Origin of the sequence: Thalassomonas sp. M1454, from assembly GCF_007097525.1 — a bacterium.
Classification (GTDB): domain Bacteria; phylum Pseudomonadota; class Gammaproteobacteria; order Enterobacterales; family Alteromonadaceae; genus Thalassotalea_A.
In genome coordinates this window covers 70,955-90,044 of the sequence record NZ_VKDD01000005.1, presented here as the reverse complement: position 1 = coordinate 90,044, position 19,090 = coordinate 70,955, and the positions used below count along the sequence as shown (strand labels likewise).

General features: G+C 37.2%; 20 protein-coding genes. 10 read left to right on the top strand and 10 right to left on the bottom strand.

Annotated features, from left to right (window positions below; translation table 11 throughout):
• Positions 1–82 precede the first annotated feature (82 nt).
• Positions 83–325, bottom strand: coding sequence for a hypothetical protein (locus FNN08_RS12210; protein WP_143586174.1), 243 nt, complete (start codon positions 323–325; stop codon positions 83–85).
• A gap of 284 nt (positions 326–609) precedes the next feature.
• On the opposite strand from FNN08_RS12210, the gene FNN08_RS12205 reads away from it, so the two are divergent.
• Together FNN08_RS12205 and FNN08_RS12200 are read left to right on the top strand one after the other, a co-directional pair.
• Positions 610–1,461: a pirin family protein gene (locus tag FNN08_RS12205; protein WP_143586173.1), complete on the top strand. Its 852-nt coding sequence runs from the start codon at positions 610–612 to the stop codon at positions 1,459–1,461.
• 71 nt (positions 1,462–1,532) lie between these two features.
• Positions 1,533–2,414, top strand: a complete 882-nt coding sequence (locus FNN08_RS12200) for a LysR family transcriptional regulator (RefSeq protein ID WP_143586171.1) — start codon at positions 1,533–1,535, stop codon at positions 2,412–2,414.
• A gap of 117 nt (positions 2,415–2,531) precedes the next feature.
• Here FNN08_RS12200 and FNN08_RS12195 read toward each other — a convergent pair whose 3' ends face one another.
• The 4 genes from FNN08_RS12195 to FNN08_RS12180 all read right to left on the bottom strand — a co-directional run bounded on the left by FNN08_RS12195 (position 2,532) and on the right by FNN08_RS12180 (position 6,057).
• The gene (locus tag FNN08_RS12195) at positions 2,532–3,245 is read right to left on the bottom strand and encodes a pirin family protein (protein WP_143586169.1); all 714 of its coding nucleotides are present in this window, start codon (positions 3,243–3,245) and stop codon (positions 2,532–2,534) included.
• Positions 3,246–3,380: 135 nt separating this feature from the next.
• The gene (locus FNN08_RS12190; RefSeq protein ID WP_143586167.1) at positions 3,381–3,827 is read right to left on the bottom strand and encodes a DoxX family protein; all 447 of its coding nucleotides are present in this window, start codon (positions 3,825–3,827) and stop codon (positions 3,381–3,383) included.
• A 302-nt stretch (positions 3,828–4,129) separates the two neighbouring features.
• A complete protein-coding gene (locus tag FNN08_RS12185) occupies positions 4,130–5,044 on the bottom strand; it encodes a LysR family transcriptional regulator (RefSeq protein WP_143586165.1) in 915 nt (304 codons plus the stop codon).
• Positions 5,045–5,154: 110 nt separating this feature from the next.
• Positions 5,155–6,057 carry a LysR family transcriptional regulator ArgP gene (locus tag FNN08_RS12180; protein WP_143586163.1) on the bottom strand — a complete coding sequence of 301 codons (903 nt, stop codon included), beginning with the start codon at positions 6,055–6,057 and terminating at the stop codon, positions 5,155–5,157.
• Positions 6,058–6,224: 167 nt separating this feature from the next.
• Here FNN08_RS12180 and FNN08_RS12175 point away from each other — a divergent pair, with 167 nt between their 5' ends.
• Entirely contained in the window at positions 6,225–6,839 is a 615-nt protein-coding gene (locus FNN08_RS12175) for a LysE/ArgO family amino acid transporter (RefSeq protein ID WP_143586162.1), read from the top strand.
• Between the two features lie 94 nt (positions 6,840–6,933).
• Here FNN08_RS12175 and FNN08_RS12170 read toward each other — a convergent pair whose 3' ends face one another.
• The 3 genes from FNN08_RS12170 to FNN08_RS12160 all read right to left on the bottom strand — a co-directional run bounded on the left by FNN08_RS12170 (position 6,934) and on the right by FNN08_RS12160 (position 10,290).
• Positions 6,934–8,028 carry a BamA/TamA family outer membrane protein gene (locus tag FNN08_RS12170; RefSeq protein WP_185962652.1) on the bottom strand — a complete coding sequence of 365 codons (1,095 nt, stop codon included), beginning with the start codon at positions 8,026–8,028 and terminating at the stop codon, positions 6,934–6,936.
• A gap of 102 nt (positions 8,029–8,130) precedes the next feature.
• Positions 8,131–8,661: a cytochrome b gene (locus tag FNN08_RS12165; protein WP_143586158.1), complete on the bottom strand. Its 531-nt coding sequence runs from the start codon at positions 8,659–8,661 to the stop codon at positions 8,131–8,133.
• Between the two features lie 111 nt (positions 8,662–8,772).
• Positions 8,773–10,290: an ammonia-forming cytochrome c nitrite reductase subunit c552 gene (locus FNN08_RS12160; RefSeq protein WP_143586156.1), complete on the bottom strand. Its 1,518-nt coding sequence runs from the start codon at positions 10,288–10,290 to the stop codon at positions 8,773–8,775.
• A 353-nt stretch (positions 10,291–10,643) separates the two neighbouring features.
• On the opposite strand from FNN08_RS12160, the gene FNN08_RS12155 reads away from it, so the two are divergent.
• The 3 genes from FNN08_RS12155 to FNN08_RS12145 all read left to right on the top strand — a co-directional run bounded on the left by FNN08_RS12155 (position 10,644) and on the right by FNN08_RS12145 (position 12,755).
• Positions 10,644–11,825: a DEAD/DEAH box helicase gene (locus tag FNN08_RS12155; protein ID WP_143586154.1), complete on the top strand. Its 1,182-nt coding sequence runs from the start codon at positions 10,644–10,646 to the stop codon at positions 11,823–11,825.
• Positions 11,826–12,075: 250 nt separating this feature from the next.
• On the top strand, positions 12,076–12,333 hold the full coding sequence (locus tag FNN08_RS12150) for a type II toxin-antitoxin system Phd/YefM family antitoxin (RefSeq protein WP_143586152.1): 258 nt from the start codon (positions 12,076–12,078) through the stop codon (positions 12,331–12,333).
• Entirely contained in the window at positions 12,333–12,755 is a 423-nt protein-coding gene (locus FNN08_RS12145) for a type II toxin-antitoxin system VapC family toxin (RefSeq protein ID WP_143586151.1), read from the top strand. The genes FNN08_RS12150 and FNN08_RS12145 overlap by 1 nt, the downstream gene beginning before the upstream one ends.
• A 117-nt stretch (positions 12,756–12,872) precedes the next feature.
• Here the strand turns inward: FNN08_RS12145 and FNN08_RS12140 are convergent, their stop codons facing one another.
• Complete coding sequence (locus FNN08_RS12140; RefSeq protein WP_143586149.1) at positions 12,873–13,262, bottom strand: MAPEG family protein; 390 nt, start codon at positions 13,260–13,262, stop codon at positions 12,873–12,875.
• A 160-nt stretch (positions 13,263–13,422) separates the two neighbouring features.
• On the opposite strand from FNN08_RS12140, the gene FNN08_RS12135 reads away from it, so the two are divergent.
• From FNN08_RS12135 to FNN08_RS12120, 4 genes are all read left to right on the top strand, one after another.
• Positions 13,423–15,264, top strand: a complete 1,842-nt coding sequence (locus FNN08_RS12135; protein WP_143586147.1) for an ABC transporter ATP-binding protein — start codon at positions 13,423–13,425, stop codon at positions 15,262–15,264.
• 65 nt (positions 15,265–15,329) lie between these two features.
• Positions 15,330–16,262 (top strand): M14 family metallocarboxypeptidase, encoded by a 933-nt coding sequence (locus FNN08_RS12130; protein WP_143586145.1) that lies wholly within the window; start codon positions 15,330–15,332, stop codon positions 16,260–16,262.
• 78 nt (positions 16,263–16,340) lie between these two features.
• Positions 16,341–16,907 (top strand): elongation factor P-like protein YeiP, encoded by a 567-nt coding sequence (gene yeiP / locus FNN08_RS12125; protein WP_143586143.1) that lies wholly within the window; start codon positions 16,341–16,343, stop codon positions 16,905–16,907.
• A 352-nt stretch (positions 16,908–17,259) separates the two neighbouring features.
• Positions 17,260–18,645, top strand: coding sequence for a hypothetical protein (locus FNN08_RS12120; protein ID WP_143586141.1), 1,386 nt, complete (start codon positions 17,260–17,262; stop codon positions 18,643–18,645).
• 71 nt (positions 18,646–18,716) lie between these two features.
• Here the strand turns inward: FNN08_RS12120 and FNN08_RS12115 are convergent, their stop codons facing one another.
• On the bottom strand, positions 18,717–19,070 hold the full coding sequence (locus tag FNN08_RS12115; RefSeq protein WP_143586139.1) for a hypothetical protein: 354 nt from the start codon (positions 19,068–19,070) through the stop codon (positions 18,717–18,719).
• Positions 19,071–19,090 lie beyond the last annotated feature (20 nt).

Sequence of the window (19,090 nt, the reverse complement as noted above, 5' to 3'; positions counted from 1 at the left end):
ATATTTTGATAATAGTCTCTTGCTTACTTGCCTAGCGACTAAATAGCCCTCTATTCAATTGTTGCTTCTAGTTCGTTAATACTTATAGCGCACGAGCATTGGTTTGCATCATCACCGCTAACCCGCCATTATTTGTTGGCTCAGCGTAGGCTTTTAAAGCAAACTCAAGAGGTTGGCTATTTGAGCTAAATTTATCCGTATGAGCATTAAACTCTACACATTCCTTTGTTAATTTCTCAGCTAGTTTCAAATTGCTGTGCTCGCTTGCTGGGCAGTTAATAGCAACAACAAGTGATAAAATACTCAATATGGTTAATTTTTTCATTTTCATTCCTAAAGCCCCACTGTTAGGGACTTATGTTAATAAGGTTAAATAAGTACTAGCGTTTACTTTCGCTAATTAACTATTACTTTGATGAGGCTATATTAAATCCTATTGAGTCGATTGAAAATTTGTAATTTTGGTATAATATGTTCTATTAAATAGAATGAATGTGGTTGGTGTACAAATGAAAAATGTGCTCTTTAGCCCATTTTGATAAATTTTTTTAGTTTGTTTAATAACTTAAACGATATTAAATCAATCACTTAAGTAATTAGGGTAGGCATATGGCTAAAGTTCTTAAAGCAACGCAACATGATATTGGCGGATTAGATGTAAATCGTATTTTGCCTCATCAAGAAAAGCGCATGGTGGGACCATTTATTTTTTTTGATCAGATGGGACCTAGTAGTTTTCCCGCAGGACAAGGAATTAATGTTAAACCACATCCCCATATTGGCTTATCCACCTTAACCTACTTGTTTGATGGCCGTATTTTACATCGCGATTCATTAGGTAATCATTTAGAAATATCCCCAGGTGATGTTAATTGGATGACAGCGGGTAAAGGTATTGTGCATTCAGAGCGAGAAAGTTTTGAAGTGCGAGCTAATCCTCATTCTGTTAGTGGCTTGCAGTGTTGGGTTGCATTACCTGAAGCTTTAGCTGAATTAGAACCCGCATTTAGCCATGTTAAAAAAGAACAACTACCTAATATTATTAATGAAGGGGTAATGATGAGGTTAGTTGTTGGGGAAGCTTATGGATTAAGCTCACCAGTGAAAACCTATTCGCCAATGTTTTATATTGATGTAGTCGCGAGTCAAGGCAGTGAAGTTACAATTCCTGATCAAAACCAAGAAACGGCAATTTTTACCGTATGTGGTGAGGTTAGTATTAATGGTGAAACGTTTGCTGCCAATCAGTTTATTTTATTAGAGCCAGGCGACAGCTTAATTAGCTCTGCAACTGATGGCCGTTATGTAATGTTAGGTGGTGATAAATTTGAGCAAGTTCCATTTATACATTGGAACTTTGTTTCTTTTAAAAAAGAGCGCATCAAACAAGCTAAAGAAGACTGGATAAATAGACGCTTTCCTAACATCCCTGGCGATGATAAAGAGTTTTTTGCGTACTAGTATGGTTGATTCAACATGTATCATAATGAACAATCGTGAGATAGTTTTAATTGCAAATATAGAGAAAAATTATGCTTAGAGTCACTCTAGAGCAATGGCGCATGTTTAAAGCTGTGGTTGAGTATGGTGGCTTTAACCAAGCATCACAAAGCATATATAAAAGTCAGTCAAGTATTCATAATGCAGTAAGTAAGATTGAAGAGTCGTTAGCAGTAAAACTATTTGTGATAGAAGGACGAAAAACAATATTAACTGATGCCGGTAAGTTAATGTTAAAAAGGGCTGATTTTCTGCTACAAGAGGCAGCAAAATTAGAAAGTGTAGGGCAAACGCTGGGGCAAGGTACAGAAGGGCAATTAAAAGTTGCCGTTGATGAAATGTTCCCTCAATTACTTTTATATAAAGTATTAGAGCGTGTATCTACACAATTCCCCCTGCTACAAATCGAGTTGGTTGAGTCGGTATTAAGTGGCGCCAGTGAATTAATTGAAAACTCAGATGTTGATATTGCCATTTCATCAAATCCAATCAGTGAGGGTTTTTGTGAACAAATTTGTCAAGTAGACTTCATCGCTGTGGCCAGTCCTGAACATGGACTACACAAGCTAGATAGGCAGCTATCTGTTGAAGATTTAAAAGGTTATAGACAAATAGTGGTCAGAGATTCTGCCATATTAAATCAAAAAGATTCTGGTTGGCTTGGTTCAAATCAGCGTTGGACAGTAAGCCACCTAAGAACATCTATTGATATGATTTGTAATGGTTTTGGCTTTGCTTGGTTACCAAAAACCTCCATAGAGGATAAGCTTACACAGGGGATGTTAAAGCCTTTGCCTTTACAATATAACGACAAGCGTTTCGCCCAACTTTATTTAATTTTTAAAGACTGCGACAATTTAGGGCCAGCAGCAAAAGTATTTGTAGAAAAGTTACGAAATCAGTGTGACGCCTAAGTTATAGCCATTTAATTAACTTGCTATTAATTTTAATCACGCAATAAAAAGTCCCTTTGCTGTTCAGCAAGGGGACTTTATTTTTATTGATAAAATATTGAAATAGCTTAGGGATTGCTATTTTTCAGGAGCATCAATAACGATAATTTCACTGTCAGTTAATGCTTTAAACTTAATTGTTTTTTGCATAGTAACTTCTGCGCCATCGCCTTTATTCATTACAATTGAGTCTTGTTCATCACTTACTTCAAATTGACCATCTGAAGCTAATACATAAGCTTGGTGCTCTACTTGTATTTCAAACTCACTACCTTGTTCAACTTTGCCGCCATAAATACGAGCAAACTGGTTGATATATAAAGCTTTGTCTTGATCTTCAGGGTAACCAGAAACTAATAATGCTAAATCACCATTTTCAGACTTTTCGGCAAATCGCTTACTCTCCCAACGAGGTTTTATGTTGTACTCGTTAGGCTCAATCCAAATTTGGTAAAATGTTAGAGGATCTTTAGTTAAGTTGTATTCTGAATGAGCAATACCAGTACCTGCACTCATAACTTGTACTTCACCTGCAGGAGTAATGCCTTCATTACCAGCACTGTCTTTGTGAGTAATAGCACCAGAGCGAATAAAGCTGATAATTTCCATGTTCTTGTGTGGGTGAGTAGGGAAGCCTGTACCTGGAGCAACCCAATCATCATTTACTACTCGAAGAGTACCAAATCCCATTCTGTCTACATTGTAGTAGTAAGCAAAACTAAAGTGGTGGCTCGACTGTAACCAGCCGTGGTTAGCTTTACCTAATTTATCAAAAGTATATTGCTTGATCATGTTAAATCCTTACTTATCATCTTACTGCTTTCGCAAGTGCTGGTGCGGTAGGTAGTATTTTTATTGGTTAAATAACGTTGCGCCTAGTTAATTAATAGACGCAATGTTCAATTATTTAGAATATTAAGTAGCAGACTACTTTAGTTTGTCAGCAATGATGTTATCAATTGAAAAACGACCAGCACCTTGTAGCATTAATGCAACGCTGATAGCTAATAGTGATAAACCAAATTCATAACCATTGTTGCTCATGAATAAGCCGTTATCGATATGTACGCTGAAGATAGCAACAATCATAGTGAAGGCTAAAACTAATGCTGAAGGACGAACTAAAAGGCCTACGATTAATAAAATACCACCAAAAAATTCTGCGCTACCCGCTAAAAGAGTTAGTAAGTAACCTGGAGTTAGACCAATTGACTCCATCCATTGACCTGTACCTTCAAGACCGTAACCACCAAACCATGCGAAAAGTTTTTGTGCACCGTGAGCCATAAAAATGATACCAGCGATTAAACGAAGTGGTAATGCTGATACAGAGTTTTCAGAGCTAAAAAGTTGTTTCAATGTTGAAGTGTTCATAATGTTAATTCCTAAGTATTTAAAATGTTGATACCAAACTTAATGAGCTTGGTATTTAAAGTATTTGTTAAGTTGGAGCTATTGTAATAGGAAAGTTAATTGAGCATAAGCAATCAAATTTGACGGTTCAGTTCAAAAAAATTGAACTGTTGGGTTTGGAGCACTACTGAATATTTAGGAAAGCTTAGTGTAGAGGCTTCTGCAGCGATAAATAGCATTGGTAGTTATTGCAAAATATCAATGCTAATTTGGCTGTTGTTAGTTTAAAAATGTTGTAAATAGATTAGATAAAGTTAACCAAACTAGTGATTGTTGGCTTTTATGATGGCTTGTACGGTTTCAATTATTTTATTTCTAAACCACTTATGGGCAAGATCATCTTGATCACGATCATGCCATACTAAATACAGGTTTAAAGGTTTAGTTTCAATTGGCAAAGGCGCCCAGGTTAAATCTTTTAAACAGCCGTAGGTCATAACACTTAATTGCGTTGTAATTAAATTTGTACCTTGGATAAAAGCCGATACGGCATTAAAGTTTGGTACATCTATTGTCGCTTGGTTAAGTTGCGATGTGATGGCTCGTGGTAATACTTGATTTGATGATTCTGTATTACTAAATCTTACATCGACATATTTACAATCAATGTATTGTTCTAATGTCTTTGGTGGCTGGCGCATGCTTTTATCATAAAAACAGACCATTTTTGATTCGACTAATGATACATGATTTAGCCCATCTTTATTTGGTAGGGCAGGTGTGATCAGCATATGACAATCTGAGGTACGCGATTGATTTGAACTAGGAATACCCGCAGGAATAAAGTTTAAAGAGGGGAATATACCTTCACAGGCTAAATTTTTAAGCAGGGTTGGAAAGATAAAACCGGTAGGGAAATCATTCGCTGCAATAGTAAATTTAAGAGGATCAGATTTTGGGTCAAAGCTGTGTGGCACGTTGAGTAAAGTTAATCTATTTAAAATAGCTTCTACAGGCTCTTGCAGTGATATCGCCTTCATTGTTGGACTTATACCTCGCCCTTCACGAATGAATAGAGGATCGTCAAGTACGGTACGCAATCTATCAAGGGTATGACTTACCGCTGATTGTGTTACGCCTAGCCTTGTAGCTGCTTTGGTCACAGAGCTCTCTTCTAACACCGTAAGAAATGTTTTAAGAGCGTTACCGTCTAAATCTAATTGATTAATTTTATTCATAATTCATATTAGCTCAAAGGGTATCACTGTTTCAATTGCTTGTTGCCATACCTTGCTGCAATGGCCTTTTTAAAACGAGTTTGTTTTTGTGATTTAGCTTGGCAAATACTTTAGCTTTGGCGGATAAAGTTATCTTCGCCATAAGCAATAATCGTTTTACTGATCTGCTTTTGTACACCTCGCTCTAGTGCCCAACTATGCCAGTACAAGGTTTGTGGTAAATGTTTATCTGGGGCTAAGTCGATTAGTGCGCCAGATAATAAATGTTCATTTGCTTGAGTTGTAGGTATTAGACCATATGCCAGTCCCGCGAGTGTCATAGTTACGACTGCTTCCGAAGAGCGAATTCTATGACAGGGATAATCATTGCGACGTATTTTAAAGTGCTGTTTTAAATAGTCGCTGTGCATAGTATCGCGCGCGTCATAATCTATACTCGGCGCATGTATAAGGTTTTGTTTATTGAGTCCATCTTTAAAATACTTATTTTTAAATTCTTTACTCGCGCACAAAACATAGTTAATGGTGCCAATTGCTTCAACTTTTACTCCAGCAAAGCTGCTTTTTTGAGAACTGACAGCGGCAAAAACTTCGCCTTTCTTTAATAACTCTTGGGTACTGGCTTCATTGCTAACTTGAATGTTTAACTCGATAGCGTGCTTTTTTAAAATGGGGGAAATCGCGGGAATAAACCAGCTGGCTAAGGTGTCTGCATTTACCGCAATGTTTATTGGAATTGCAGTTGCTTGATCGCTTGGTACTATCTCGCCTGCTAAATCGTATTCCAGCTGCCTAACTTTTCTAAAATGAGATAGTAGCTTTTCACCAACGAGTGTTGCACACAAGGGCTGAGTTCTGATCAATACCGGCTGGGCCACTAACTGTTCAAGTTGCTTAATACGCTGTGAGATTGCCGACTGGGTTATGTTAAGTATATTTGCTGCTTTGTCAAAACTCTGTTGTTGAATAACCGTATCTAGGGCATGGATCAGCTTATAGTCAAAAGGGCGCACTGTATTTCTCTATTAATAAAACCTTTGTTGATTATAGGTAAATTTAATCATAAGTAAAATTAATAAAAGTTAAGTTTATTTAATTTTACTTAATATGATCTTGTCACTAACATTTAGCTATTAATTTGATTTTTATCTTTGTGTTTCAATTTTTGTGGGGGGGATTTATGTTAACTGTTATGCCAATTTTAAAAGGGTTTGTTATTGGCGCTGGGCTAATTATTCCTATTGGCGCGCAAAACTCTTATGTCCTTAGTCAAAGTATTAAGCGCAATCATCACTTAGTGGCAGCGACCATCTGTATTGTATGTGATTTTATTTTAATGGCTGTTGGGGTTTATGGCGGCGGTGCACTACTTGCAAGTAATTCTGCACTGGCGTTAATAATTACTTGGGCTGGGATCGTGTTTTTATCTGTTTATGGCGCTTTGTTTTTTAAAAGTTGTTATCAGGGAGGTAAGGGCGATATGTTAAAAAAAGTGAAACCGAGTACCCGTAAAGTGGTTGTTTTTACTACATTAGCAGTTACTTTATTAAATCCACATGTCTACTTAGATACGGTTGTTATTATAGGTAGTATTAGCGGCCAATTTGATGATTCTCAAAAAAGCGCATTTTTAGTAGGGATTATGTTGGCGTCATTGGTGTGGTTTTATAGCCTTTCACTTGCGGCGGCAAAAATGTCACCTTGGCTTTCTCAAGAGAAGGTACAAAGGGTAATAAACTTTTTGGTTGCTGTGCTTATGTGGTCTATTGCTTGGAGTTTATTTAATAGCCTCTAACTAATTAGTTAATACAAAACATAAACTGAAATACAAGTTTATGTTTTGTATGGGGTATTATTTTATTGACTGGAGAATTTAATATACTAAATATTTAAAATGCTTGCCCTAATTGTAAATAAAGACCGTTATTGCCCGACTCACCCACGGCAAAATCTAATCTTAATAAGGTTTGGCTTTTTTGATCTAAGGTGTATCTTGCGCCAACACCAGCCATAGGGTAGAAGTTGTCATCGTTACCGGCGTCATCAAAATCATCAAACAATGAAGCAACACCAGTAAATGCCACTACGCCCCATTTAGGGTTTAACCTATAACGCCCTTCAATTTGCATAACAAGAGCATTTTCGGCACTGTTTTCGCCCGGCGTGTAACCACGTAGACGTCTCAGTGTAGCTTGTGACGTTTTGGGTGCATCTACGGTAGAAAGTAGGGAAGTATTGTAAGCCAAAACCAAATCATCGGTTATTGATTGAAAGTATGAGTACTGAGTATTGTACGACCAATAGTCAAAATCACTGGCAAAGGCATCATCAAATTTAGTTGCTGAAAACTCAAGGTATGAGCCAGAACTTGGGTTCATCACTAAGTCGCGAGAATCATAAGTAATATTTAACGCAAGACCACCACTGTAAACTTTGCCAATATCAAATTTAGAAAGGATGATATCTGTCGGTGCATCCGCTGCTTGCGGATCTAAATTGGTATACACATAACTACCACCAATAAACCAAAGAGAGTCGCCAATACGCTGTTGATAGCGAGCGTAGTATAGTTCAAATGTAGTTGTTAACGATGCAGGGCCTTGACCTAGATAGTCATCATAATCATTATTAGTTTCTGAAATCATGCCCACCATTAACGCGCGCTTGGTGTTGTTATCCCAATAAGCTCGGTTGAATAAAAGGCCAACCCAAGAGTCAGTATCAGAATAAGTATATGAAGCTCCAGCAAGTGAAACGGGCGAAAGCTCATCGTATTTTTTTATGTAGTTAGCACTCGCGCCACCGGAAAAACCAAGCTTAGGACTATTACTTACTTTAGGAGCCACTAACCATTTTCCGTCACTTTGAGTTACAGGTTTTTCTGCTTCTTGTGAGTTAGTTTTAGAGTTTTCATCTGCAGCATAAGCAAATGGATAAACCGATAATAAGGCTAAAGATAAACAACTAACTAGGCTTTTTTTCATCATAAATTCCAATGGTGACAAATCTGTGGAACGCAAAAAACGATAGTCAGTAAGCCTATCGTTTTTTGATTGTTGGTGTGTAAGTTTTTGATCAATTAATACCTACTTAAGCTTGCCCCACATTCTTCTTAAGGTATCGTCTTTCAATACATAATGGTGAAAAAAAGATGCACTAATATGAGCTGCTAATAATACATAACAAGCTATTTCTAAAAAAGAATGGAAATCAAGCGCCATAATATAAAGTCCCATATTGCGCTCTTCAAAACCAGGAATGGTAAATAAATTAAATACTACCGTTTCTCGTGCTCTAGCAAGGTTGATTAATAAGCCTGTAATAGGCATAAGCAATAATATTGCATAAAGAGCCATATGTGCCATATGAGCTACAAATTTTTCAAACTTTGTGCCTAACCCTTCAGGCTTACCAAACCACGCCATTAATACGATTCGGCCGAAATATAAAAAGAATACGGTCATACCAAACGATTGATGTAGTTTCATCGCTTCTGATGAACCAGCATATGAGTCGTACATCATAAGTGCTAATGCGGTGATAAAAGCAAACGCTGATACGTGATGAACGATACGGTTAGCCGAACTAAATTCTTTTACTGGGATCCAAACTTTCATTGAATGTGCCTCTGTTGATCTTTCTTACTGGTGCTTATGGTGTAGCAACCAGATAAATTGGGCGATAACACTCGCCCATCGTAATGTATTTTGGGTGATTAAATCCAAGCGTTAGTAATCAGCTCTTTTTGTTACTTCTGGAGGCATAGAGCCAACAATATTACCTGGGTTAATCATTTCTGGTGCAGCTGGCATTGTCGCCTCAGTAGTAATTTTCACCTCAATGCCGTAATGCTCTGCCGACTCTTTTAGTAATAATTGACCTTCTTTCGCTAATTTTAATGCATCACCTAAAACACGCCATGCTTCACGAGGACTGTGAATACCAGATGAGTTTTCTGCACCAACAAAGTCCCAACGCATGCTAGCACGGCGGTGCATTTCAAGAGCCGGTTGAATTGCTTTTGATATTTCTGCTTCTCGTTCTTGTTCATCTTCAATGATTTTAAATTCAGCCTTTTTAGCTAAATCTTCACGAACACCTTTAATGTCTTCAATTAACGCTAGAATTGCGTTTTCAGCATCATTTAACTCTTTTACTGTGTAACGCTGTACATCACGTACCATAGCTCTAATTTGTTTTTCACTTTGATCATCATGGCAGCTTAAACAAGCTGTAAGCTCGTTCAATGGTGATTCTAAGTTATGGTTAGTTAATTGCTTACCATTTACTGTTTTTTCAGGCATATGGCAATCGACACAAGTAACACCATCGCGAGTATGACGGCCACTTGAGGTCATTTCTGTTTCAGGGTGTTGCATCTTAAGCATTGGCGCTTTTGTGGTTTTATGGCTCCAGTCTTGTTTGAAAGTGCCATTTGCACGAGCATTGTCGTAGTACTCTTCGATCATTTCTACTTTTAAAGGTTTATCCTTTGGCCAGTTAGACCAAGGGAAAGTAAGCTCTTTGTTTTTACCTTTAAAGTAATATTCAACATGACACTGTTGACAAACATGATTGCGCATGTCTTCTTGGCTAGATTTAAGGCCGTGTTTTTTATCCGCTTCATAGCCACGTCCAACCATGGCATTAATGTAAGCTGGGCGAGTAACTCGCAAACTCATATCATCTGGTGCATGACAATCGGCACAAGTACTACCCATTTCAGAGCCATGGATACCTTCACCATGATCTTCTTCTAATTTTGCCACAGTATCCCAGTATGGAGTACGGTTGAAATTTTCCCAGCCCATTTCTCTTACAAGCTCAGGTACCCAACCGCTATGACAATTCATACAAGCACCAGGCTGGCCGTTAAATTTAGCAAAGCCGTGCGAGTTCAAAAACTCTTTGTCATTTCGCTTAGTTTCATATTGATCGATTTGCGAATAATAATGACCACGCTCTTCATTGAAATCCACGGAAAACGCATAGCCAGCCCAAAGCTCGGTAAGTTGCGGGAAGCGTATCAATTTACTATAAGGCGTGTTACCACCATACTCAGTTGGTTTCGATGTATCTTTCATCATCATATACATTTCAACATGCTCAGGGTAATCCTTACCCCAAGACTTAATTGTTGGATCTGAGTCTGAAAGCTTTGTTTTGCCATCATCAGCCAATGACGGCTGTGATAAAACACTTAATAAAGTGCCAAAAAGTATTGTAACAAACGTGGTGGATTTCATATGAAACTCGTACTATTTTAATATTGAGTTAAGTTTATAACAGAATCCTAATTGAACAAGTTACAGTTTGTAATCAGTTAACTATAAGAATAATAAGACTTTTTTAATTGTTTTTATTTGTAACTAGATAAGGTTTTAATAACCTTGTTTGATATGAGTCAAAGCAGAAAATATTCCTTTCGTTAGCATCTTCCGCCCTATTTTATTTTGAGAATTTGCTTACCAATATCGAGCCTTTAATCAAATTTGAAAAGGGCTTAGCTTTCAGCTTAGCTAAGCTTTCTGCTATACTTCAACTCTTTGTTTTTCCGCAACATCTTAAATGGCATCAATAGTTTGCCAGAGGCCTTTTTATGTCATTTTCAACTCTTGGATTATCACCTGCAATATTAGATGCTGTAACTGAACTAGGGTATAGCGAGCCAACCGACATACAGAGTAAAGCAATCCCCGTTATTTTATCTGGTAAAGATGTTGTTGCTGCTGCGCAAACAGGCACAGGTAAAACTGCTAGTTTTGTATTGCCAATTTTAGAAAAATTCAACCAAGATAGAAAATTACGCGGTAAGCGTATTCGCGCCCTTATCTTGACTCCTACCCGAGAATTAGCAGTGCAAATTGAAGAAAGTATTGCTCAGTACGGTAAAAACTTAGAGTTAAGCTCAATGGCTATGTATGGCGGTACAAGTATCGATGAACAAAAGCAGCGCTTAATCTGGGGCGTCGATATTGTAGTGGCAACCCCGGGACGTTTATTGGACATGGCACATCAGCGAGCCTTGCATTTTGATGAACTTGAAGTGCTTGTTCTTGATGAAGCTGACCGAATGTTAGATATGGGCTTTATTGATGATATTAATAAAATCATTGAGCGACTCCCGCATAAACGCCAAAACCTATTATTTTCTGCCACTATCTCAGAAGAGGTACGAAGTCTTGCTCGCCGAACAATACATAAACCTGTCGAAATATCTATTGGTAAGAATAGCGCATCAAAACCAAACATAGAGCAGTGGTTAGTTACCGTTGATAAAGATAAAAAATCAGCATTATTAAGTCATTTAATTGTTGAGCAAGATTGGCAACAAGCGTTAATTTTTATTGAAACTAAACATGGCGCTGCCAAGCTTGTTAGTCAGTTAGAAAAACGCGGTATTCAAGCTGAATCAATTCATAGTGGTCGAACTCAGGCCGTGCGCGAACAAATCTTAGCTGACTTTAAATCGGGTAAAATTAAATTTTTAGTATCTACTGGCATTGCTGCTCGTGGTATTGATATTGGAGAGTTAAGCCGAGTAGTAAATTACGACTTACCTGATCAAGCGGATGATTACATTCACCGTATCGGCCGTACTGGCCGTGCAGGAGCCGAAGGTGAAGCTATATCGTTTGTTGCTAAAGATAATTTTAGAAATCTTTGCGCTATAGAAAGCCGTTTAGGCCATATTATTGAGCGTAAAGAATTTGCCGAGTTCCCGGTAAGAAAAACAGTGCCTATTTCAATATTAAATTACGTACCTAAAAATAAGCGCTAATTAATACACTTTTTGAGATAATTGGCCTGCAATCTTACAGATGCGTGACTATGATTTGGATCGTAACCCCGACCATTCATAAGGCTCATACTATTAAAGTCAAATAAAGGCTTGCTTTAATATACTGATAATAACTTTAATTTATTAGTGGGTATATTTAAAGAAACATCACTATCAAAAAAATTTGCGCTATTTTTATCATACTATTACAATGTAGTAACGTATCTACATTTTTATTAAGGAAGTATTTATGAGTATTCAAACAGTATCTAGTCGGGAATTTAACCAAGACCCTACGGCTGTAAAAAGAGCAGCTCTTTCATCTCCTGTTCAAATTACTGAACGAGGAAAGGTTTCTCACGTCTTAGTATCTATTGAAAAATACCAAGAGCTAACGAATTCATCAGATACAATCGTTGATTTACTGTCTATGCCTAACTCAGCTGACATTGAATTTGATGCTCCAAAATTCAATGCATCATCATTGAAAGCCGCGGATCTTGATTAATGTTTTTACTTGATACTAATGTTATTTCCGAACTTAGAAAAGCATCTACGAGCAAAGCAGAAAAAAATGTAGTTGAGTGGGCTACACAACAATCAGTAGGTTCGATGTTTATATCTGCAATTTCTATATTAGAAATTGAAATGGGCATTTTGCAAAAAGAAAGAAAGGATCCAGCTCAAGCCGCTATTTTAAGAACTTGGCTTAATAGCCATGTGTTAAAAGCATTTTCAGATAGGATATTACCTATAGATACCAGTGTTGCAATACAGTGTGCAAAGCTTCATGTACCGAACCCTAAGTCCGAGCGTGATGCAATGATCGGTGCTACAGCTAAAGTTCATGGAATGACTCTAATCACACGTAATGTTAAGGACTTTAAACACATGAATTTAGATATATATAACCCATGGTTAACTTCATAATTAAATCCCTCTGTAATTGACAAAACAAGAAAAAAAGCTTTACCAACTTCAATAAAGCTCTTTCAAAAAATCACGACATTACCTAGCTTGCAGATGATTTAAATTATTGAATTGTTACTACGCTGAAATGATAAACATAGCAACACAGCAGGCTAATCCAGCAAACCAAGAAAGTGAGCGTAGTGTCGCTTTGTCGCTAATATACAAGTAAATATAGAGCAGGCGAAACCCAATAAAGCTGATAGCTAACGCATCTAATGTTGCTTGGTCAGCCCCAGTGTTATGAGCAATAATTACCGCTGCAAAAAATAGCGGCATAGCTTCTAAAGTATTTTTTTCCGCCCACAAGGCTCTTTGTCCATCACCTTTTAATTTTGCTAAGTAGTCTCGAGGGTTATTATTGTCATAGTTTTTCGGGTCTGAATCACTCGATAAAAACTTTGCATAACCAACGGCTAGTAGAGGTAATAAACAGCTAGCTAATACACACCAATAGGCAATCGTCATTTTAAATCCCTTAAATTATTTTGTTACGTTAATTCTTATACATGTTTGTGCTAAATGATTTACACTTTAAATGAACAAAACTAATTGTTAAAGCATTCTTATACCAATTAAAGCAAAATAATTGGTGTTATCACATTGATTAAACTTTATTGAGACTTTCATGTTTAAACGTTTTGAATCTTGGGTTACTCCTTTTCCAAAGCAAGCTAGCGAAAAAGAACAAAAGCCTGCGCCTAAAGGTATTTTTGCTTTTTGTCGTCACTATACTCGCGGTTTTGAGATCCCTTTAATATTAATGTCGTTAACTACGGCATGTTTAGCTATTTTAGAAGTGTCTTTATTTGGCTTTATGGGGGATTTAGTTGACCTTTTGGTAAATAGTGAACCAGATACTTTTTTTGATGAGCAAGGTGAGCATTTATTGAAAATGACGCTGATGGTACTAGTGGTTATTCCTGCATTAGTTTTGTTCCATGCCTTAGTCATTTATCAAGGGCTATTGGGTAATTACCCTATGTCTATTCGCTGGCTTGCTCACCGCTACTTACTTAAACAAAGTGTTTCTTTTTACCAAAATGACTTTGCCGGACGTATCGCTACTAAAGTGATGCAAACATCATTAGCTGTGCGTGAAACCGTAACCAAATTACTTGATGTATTGGTTTATATCTTTGTCTATTTCACTTCTATGATAGTAATGATGGCCAATGCCGATTATCGTCTGCTTTTGCCGATGCTAGCTTGGTTAGTTGTTTATGTGGTATTACAGCTTACCTTTATACCTAAATTGAAACGTGTATCAACAGAGCAAGCAGATGCTCGTTCAACAATGACAGGGCGCATTGTCGATAGCTATACCAATATAGCCACAGTAAAGCTATTTGCTCATACCGATAAAGAAGCTGAATATGCAAAAGACAGTATGGACTCGTTTTTACAAACTGTTTATAAGCAAATGCGTTTAGTTACTGGCATTAATGTGAGTGTGCAGTTTATTAACTATGTGTTGATCTTTACCATAAGTGCGATTTCTATTTGGCTGTGGACTGACTCAGCAATTACCGTAGGTGCAATTGCTATAGCAATCACCCTGGTACTACGCCTAAGTAGCATGTCGCAGTGGGTAATGTGGGAAATAAGCTCATTATTTGAAAATATTGGCACCGTTGCTGATGGCATGAATACGTTATCAAAACCTATTGAAATTACTGATGATAAAAATGCACCTAAATTAAATGTTGCAAAAGGTAGCATTGACTTTAATAACGTGAGTTTTCATTACGGCGAAAACACTGGGGTTATCGACAAACTTAATTTAAACATTAAAGCGGGTGAAAAGGTTGGTTTAGTTGGGCGCTCTGGCGCAGGTAAATCCACCTTAGTTAATTTACTGATGCGATTTTATGATGTAGAGCAGGGCGCGATAAAGATTGATGAGCAAGACATTAGCAAGGTTCAACAAGATTCCTTGCGTGAACACATAGGTATGGTAACGCAAGATACTTCTTTATTGCATCGCTCAATTCGAGAAAACATTTTATACGGTAATCCAGATGCGAGTGAAGAGCAGTTAATGCAAGCGATAAATGATGCCGAAGCCTCAAGTTTTATTGAAACCTTAACCGACCCGCATGGCAACAAAGGCTTAGATGCACAAGTTGGTGAGCGTGGGGTAAAACTCTCTGGCGGGCAGCGACAACGTATTGCCATTGCGAGAGTGTTACTTAAAAATGCTCCTATTTTATTGCTTGATGAAGCAACTTCAGCGCTCGACTCTGAAGTGGAAGCAGCAATTCAAGAAAGTTTATATACCTTAATGCAAGGTAAAACAGTAATTGCTATAGCGCACCGTTTATCAACAATTGCTGCTATGGATAGGTTAATCGTACTTGATGAAGGTAAAATTGTAGAGCAGGGTAGTCACAGCGAGCTGATTAACGCCGGTGGCATATACGCTCATCTGTGGACTCATCAAACCGGTGGTTTCTTAGGTGTTGATTAGACTTGATAAAAGTAAACTCAATACCCATTAATAAAAAAAACTTAGCATTATAAAGCGAAGATAAAATGACAGAAATTAATTCATACGGCATAGGCCGTGTAAATGAGAAGTGGAATGAAGCTGATAAAGCGCAGTGGTTAGCACATCAAAGCATTAAGCGTTCTTATCAAGAGCAAGTGCTAAGTAAGATTGCAGCATTAAAAACCAGGTTCGATGTTGTGCAATACGGCGAGCTTAACTATGAAACACTGGCTACAGCCGCCAATAGCTACCCTTTATTTGCGATAAAAACTAAAAACTGGGACAGCGCTAAGCCAACTATTTTGGTAACAGGTGGCGTACACGGTTATGAAACCAGTGGTGTACAAGGGGCAATTCGTTTTGTTGAAACACAAGCTGAACGTTACTCTGAGCAGTTTAATATTGTGGTTACGCCATGTATTAGTCCTTGGGGCTATGAAACTATTAATCGCTGGAACCCAAAGGCGGTTGATCCAAATAGATCGTTTTATCAAGACTCGCCTGCACCTGAGTCGGCACAAGTTATGGCATTTGTGGCCAGTTTAAACGTTGAGTTACTTGCTCATATTGATTTACATGAAACCACAGATACAGATAATAGTGAGTTTAGGCCAGCGCTTGCTGCCCGTGATGCCATTGTGCAAAAAAACTGGAACATTCCAGATGGCTTCTATTTGGTTGGCGATACTCTTAATCCATGTGATGATTTTCAAACGGCAATCAATAATAGTGTTGCGCAAATCACCCATATAGCCCCAGCCGATGCTGATGGTAAATTAATTGGTGTTGAATTATCACAAACAGGTGTAATTAATTACCCAACCAAAGAGCTTGGGCTTTGTACTGGTTTTAGTGATGCAAAATACAATACCACCACAGAAGTTTATCCTGATAGCCCATTAGTTGATGATGAAAACTGTATTGTTGCGCAAGTTGCTGCAATTACGGGTGGTTTAGATTATCTTTTAGCTCTGTAATATTAATCATTAATAGATGCTTTTTTTAAAAAACAAATGGTGTAAACTCATAGCACGATTTTAAGTAGGAAATTATTCATGCCAAAAGCAAGTGATATAAAGAAAAATGCTGCAATAGAACACAACGGTAAAGTGTATATTGTTCGCGACATTACCCGTTCAGTTCCACAAGGCCGCGCTGGTGGTAGTTTATACCGTATGCGCTTATACGATGTAGTAACAAATGCAAAAGCGGATGAAACATTTAAAGCAGAAGATATGCTTAACTTTGCCGATCTTACTCGCAATCAAGTAATGTTTTCATACGTTGATGGTGACGAATATGTATTCATGGATAATGAAGATTACACGCCATTTCATTTAAACAAAGAAAGCATTGCTGACGAAATACCATTTATTAACGAAGAAACTGAAGGGTTAATTGTTATTTCTGTGGATGGTGTACCTGTTGGCGTAAATTTACCTGCAACGGTAGATTTAGTGATTGTTGAAACGGCTCCTTCTATGAAAGGTGCATCAGCGAGCGCTCGTACTAAGCCTGCGATTTTAACTACGGGTTTAACCGTACAAGTACCTGAGCATATTGCGGAAGGTGACAAAATTAAGATTAACACGGAAGAGCAAAAGTTCATCTCACGTGCGTAGTCTTTATTAAGCTTAAGTCTTTAGATACTACAGTTTAAATAAAAAGGTTAAGAGCAGGCTCTTAACCTTTTTTTGTGCAAAAATAACTAATACCAATTCCATTAATTAAGTGATCTACTTTTTCATGAGGAAAAAGGGATAAATACAAGGCATAAAATTTAGTAAGTAGTTATTCTACTTATAAATTTTATAACGCAGTAGTTATTCATTTTAACCATTAAAAATGAACGGTTAATTAATGGACTTGGTATAGCTCAGAGCAAAATCTTATTAGACTTACCAGTGCATCTAATAGATACTTACTATAGAGCTATAAGCTACTGATAAATATTAAAAAGGATCTTTTTTAGCGGTGAAGAAATTTAAATTGAGCCAAGATGAAAACTTATCAATTAAGGTAAGCCATTTATTGTGCCCAAAAGAGTTTCAACACATCGACCTATATTTTTCTATTCCTGATGAAATGGGCATAAGTGCCAAAACTCTTTCTGAAGAAAATTACTTTCATTCAAGTATCCGTAGCCACTGTGCTTATTATTCTGAACAAGTGCATTTACCACTCGTTCGAAGTCGCTTTATTAGTCAAACCAAAGGTCAGCAAAGCGATTATCGCAGTAACCTCAACTTATTCTCACATCAGTACCGCAAAGCCTTAGAAACGGATGTTAAGCAGGCGGTTAAGATAGAGTCAGCGGATGAATTTTACCAAAATGCATCAGAGCTACTCGAGCAAACCCAAGCTTTATTAAAAAAGCTGCGTCGTTATACGCCTCCCGATCAAAAGCTAAGTTCGTATTTTGAAAACGTAGATAACTTTTTAAGCTGGAAAACCGAGCAATTATTTTTAAAACTAGTAGCTAATGGCCCTAAAAGTAGTGAGCATAGTGAAGAAAGAGAGTTATTACTTGAGTTATGTAAGCAAGAATCAGCTTATCGAGATGAGAATCAATATAACTCAAAAATCACTTTAGACGATCCAAATCGCATTACCAATAAAATGCGCCTATTGCAGAGATTAAGCGAGATTGGCGTGGTATTTAAACGTCAAACCTTTAACTTAAATGCTAATTTAAAGCGTTTGGTAAGGGGGAGTGTAACCGCGGTTATCATGGCGTTTGTTATGGCTATTGTGTTAAATGCTCGCACCGCTTATAACGAAGTTACCTTAGTATTAATTGCATCATTAGGTGTGATTTATGGCATTCGTGAAATTTTTAAAGACGATTTAACCAGCTACCTTTGGCGTAAGATCCAACATGGCCGGCCTAAGTGGCAGCACTTATTTAGTAATAGCTTAACTAAGAATAAAATTTGCTCGCAAACCATATGGCTTGAATACATTAAGAAAAAAGACTTACCTAAAGAAGTTGATGCTTTATTAATGAAACGTCGCCAGCAAAATCGGCAATCGGCGCAGTTGCTGCATTTTCGCTGTGACTCCAGAGTAATAGCTAAAGATTTTATGCCAGGGTTTGAAGAAATTCAAAATCAAATCGTCTTTAATTTAAGCCCATTTAATCGCTTTTTAAAAAAAGGCGAAGGACGATTATATTCACTAGATAATAGTAAAATATCGAACCAAGGGGTTGAGCGACGCTATCAAATAAATTTAGTGATTATGCAATCGAACCGTAAAAATCAAAAAATATTACAGCGAGCTAAGATCACGATTAATCGCTCAAAGATTGTTAATATTGAAATGATGAAGACGAGCCAAAATTTTGAAGATGAGTCTTAGTTAATACACTTTAACCTACTTAAATAGCTAAATTTCTTAATCTAAATATCTCAATCTAAATATAAAGCTAGCTAATGAAATGTTTGTTGCAATCTTGCTTGCCAATTTCCTTTGTGGCTTATTTCACATGCTTGTTCACTGTCAAAGCGTACAACTTTTCTGCTTGGTTTAATGACGACTGATAACTCATTTATTACGGCCGTAATAGCGGCTGTTAAAGCTTTTTGTTCGCCGTTAATTTCAGCTTGTTTACGTTGTTTTTCAGTGTCATAAATACAATAAATAGTTAAACTGTTGGCTATGTCTTTAAAGTTTACGCTATGGGTTAACCAACTAAATCCATCGGATGTTAGCTTGAACTCTTCACAGATAATGGTTAATTTTTTGATTAACGCTTTTTCGAAATTTTTATCATTCTTTTTCATAAAGACAGTGTAAACTAAAG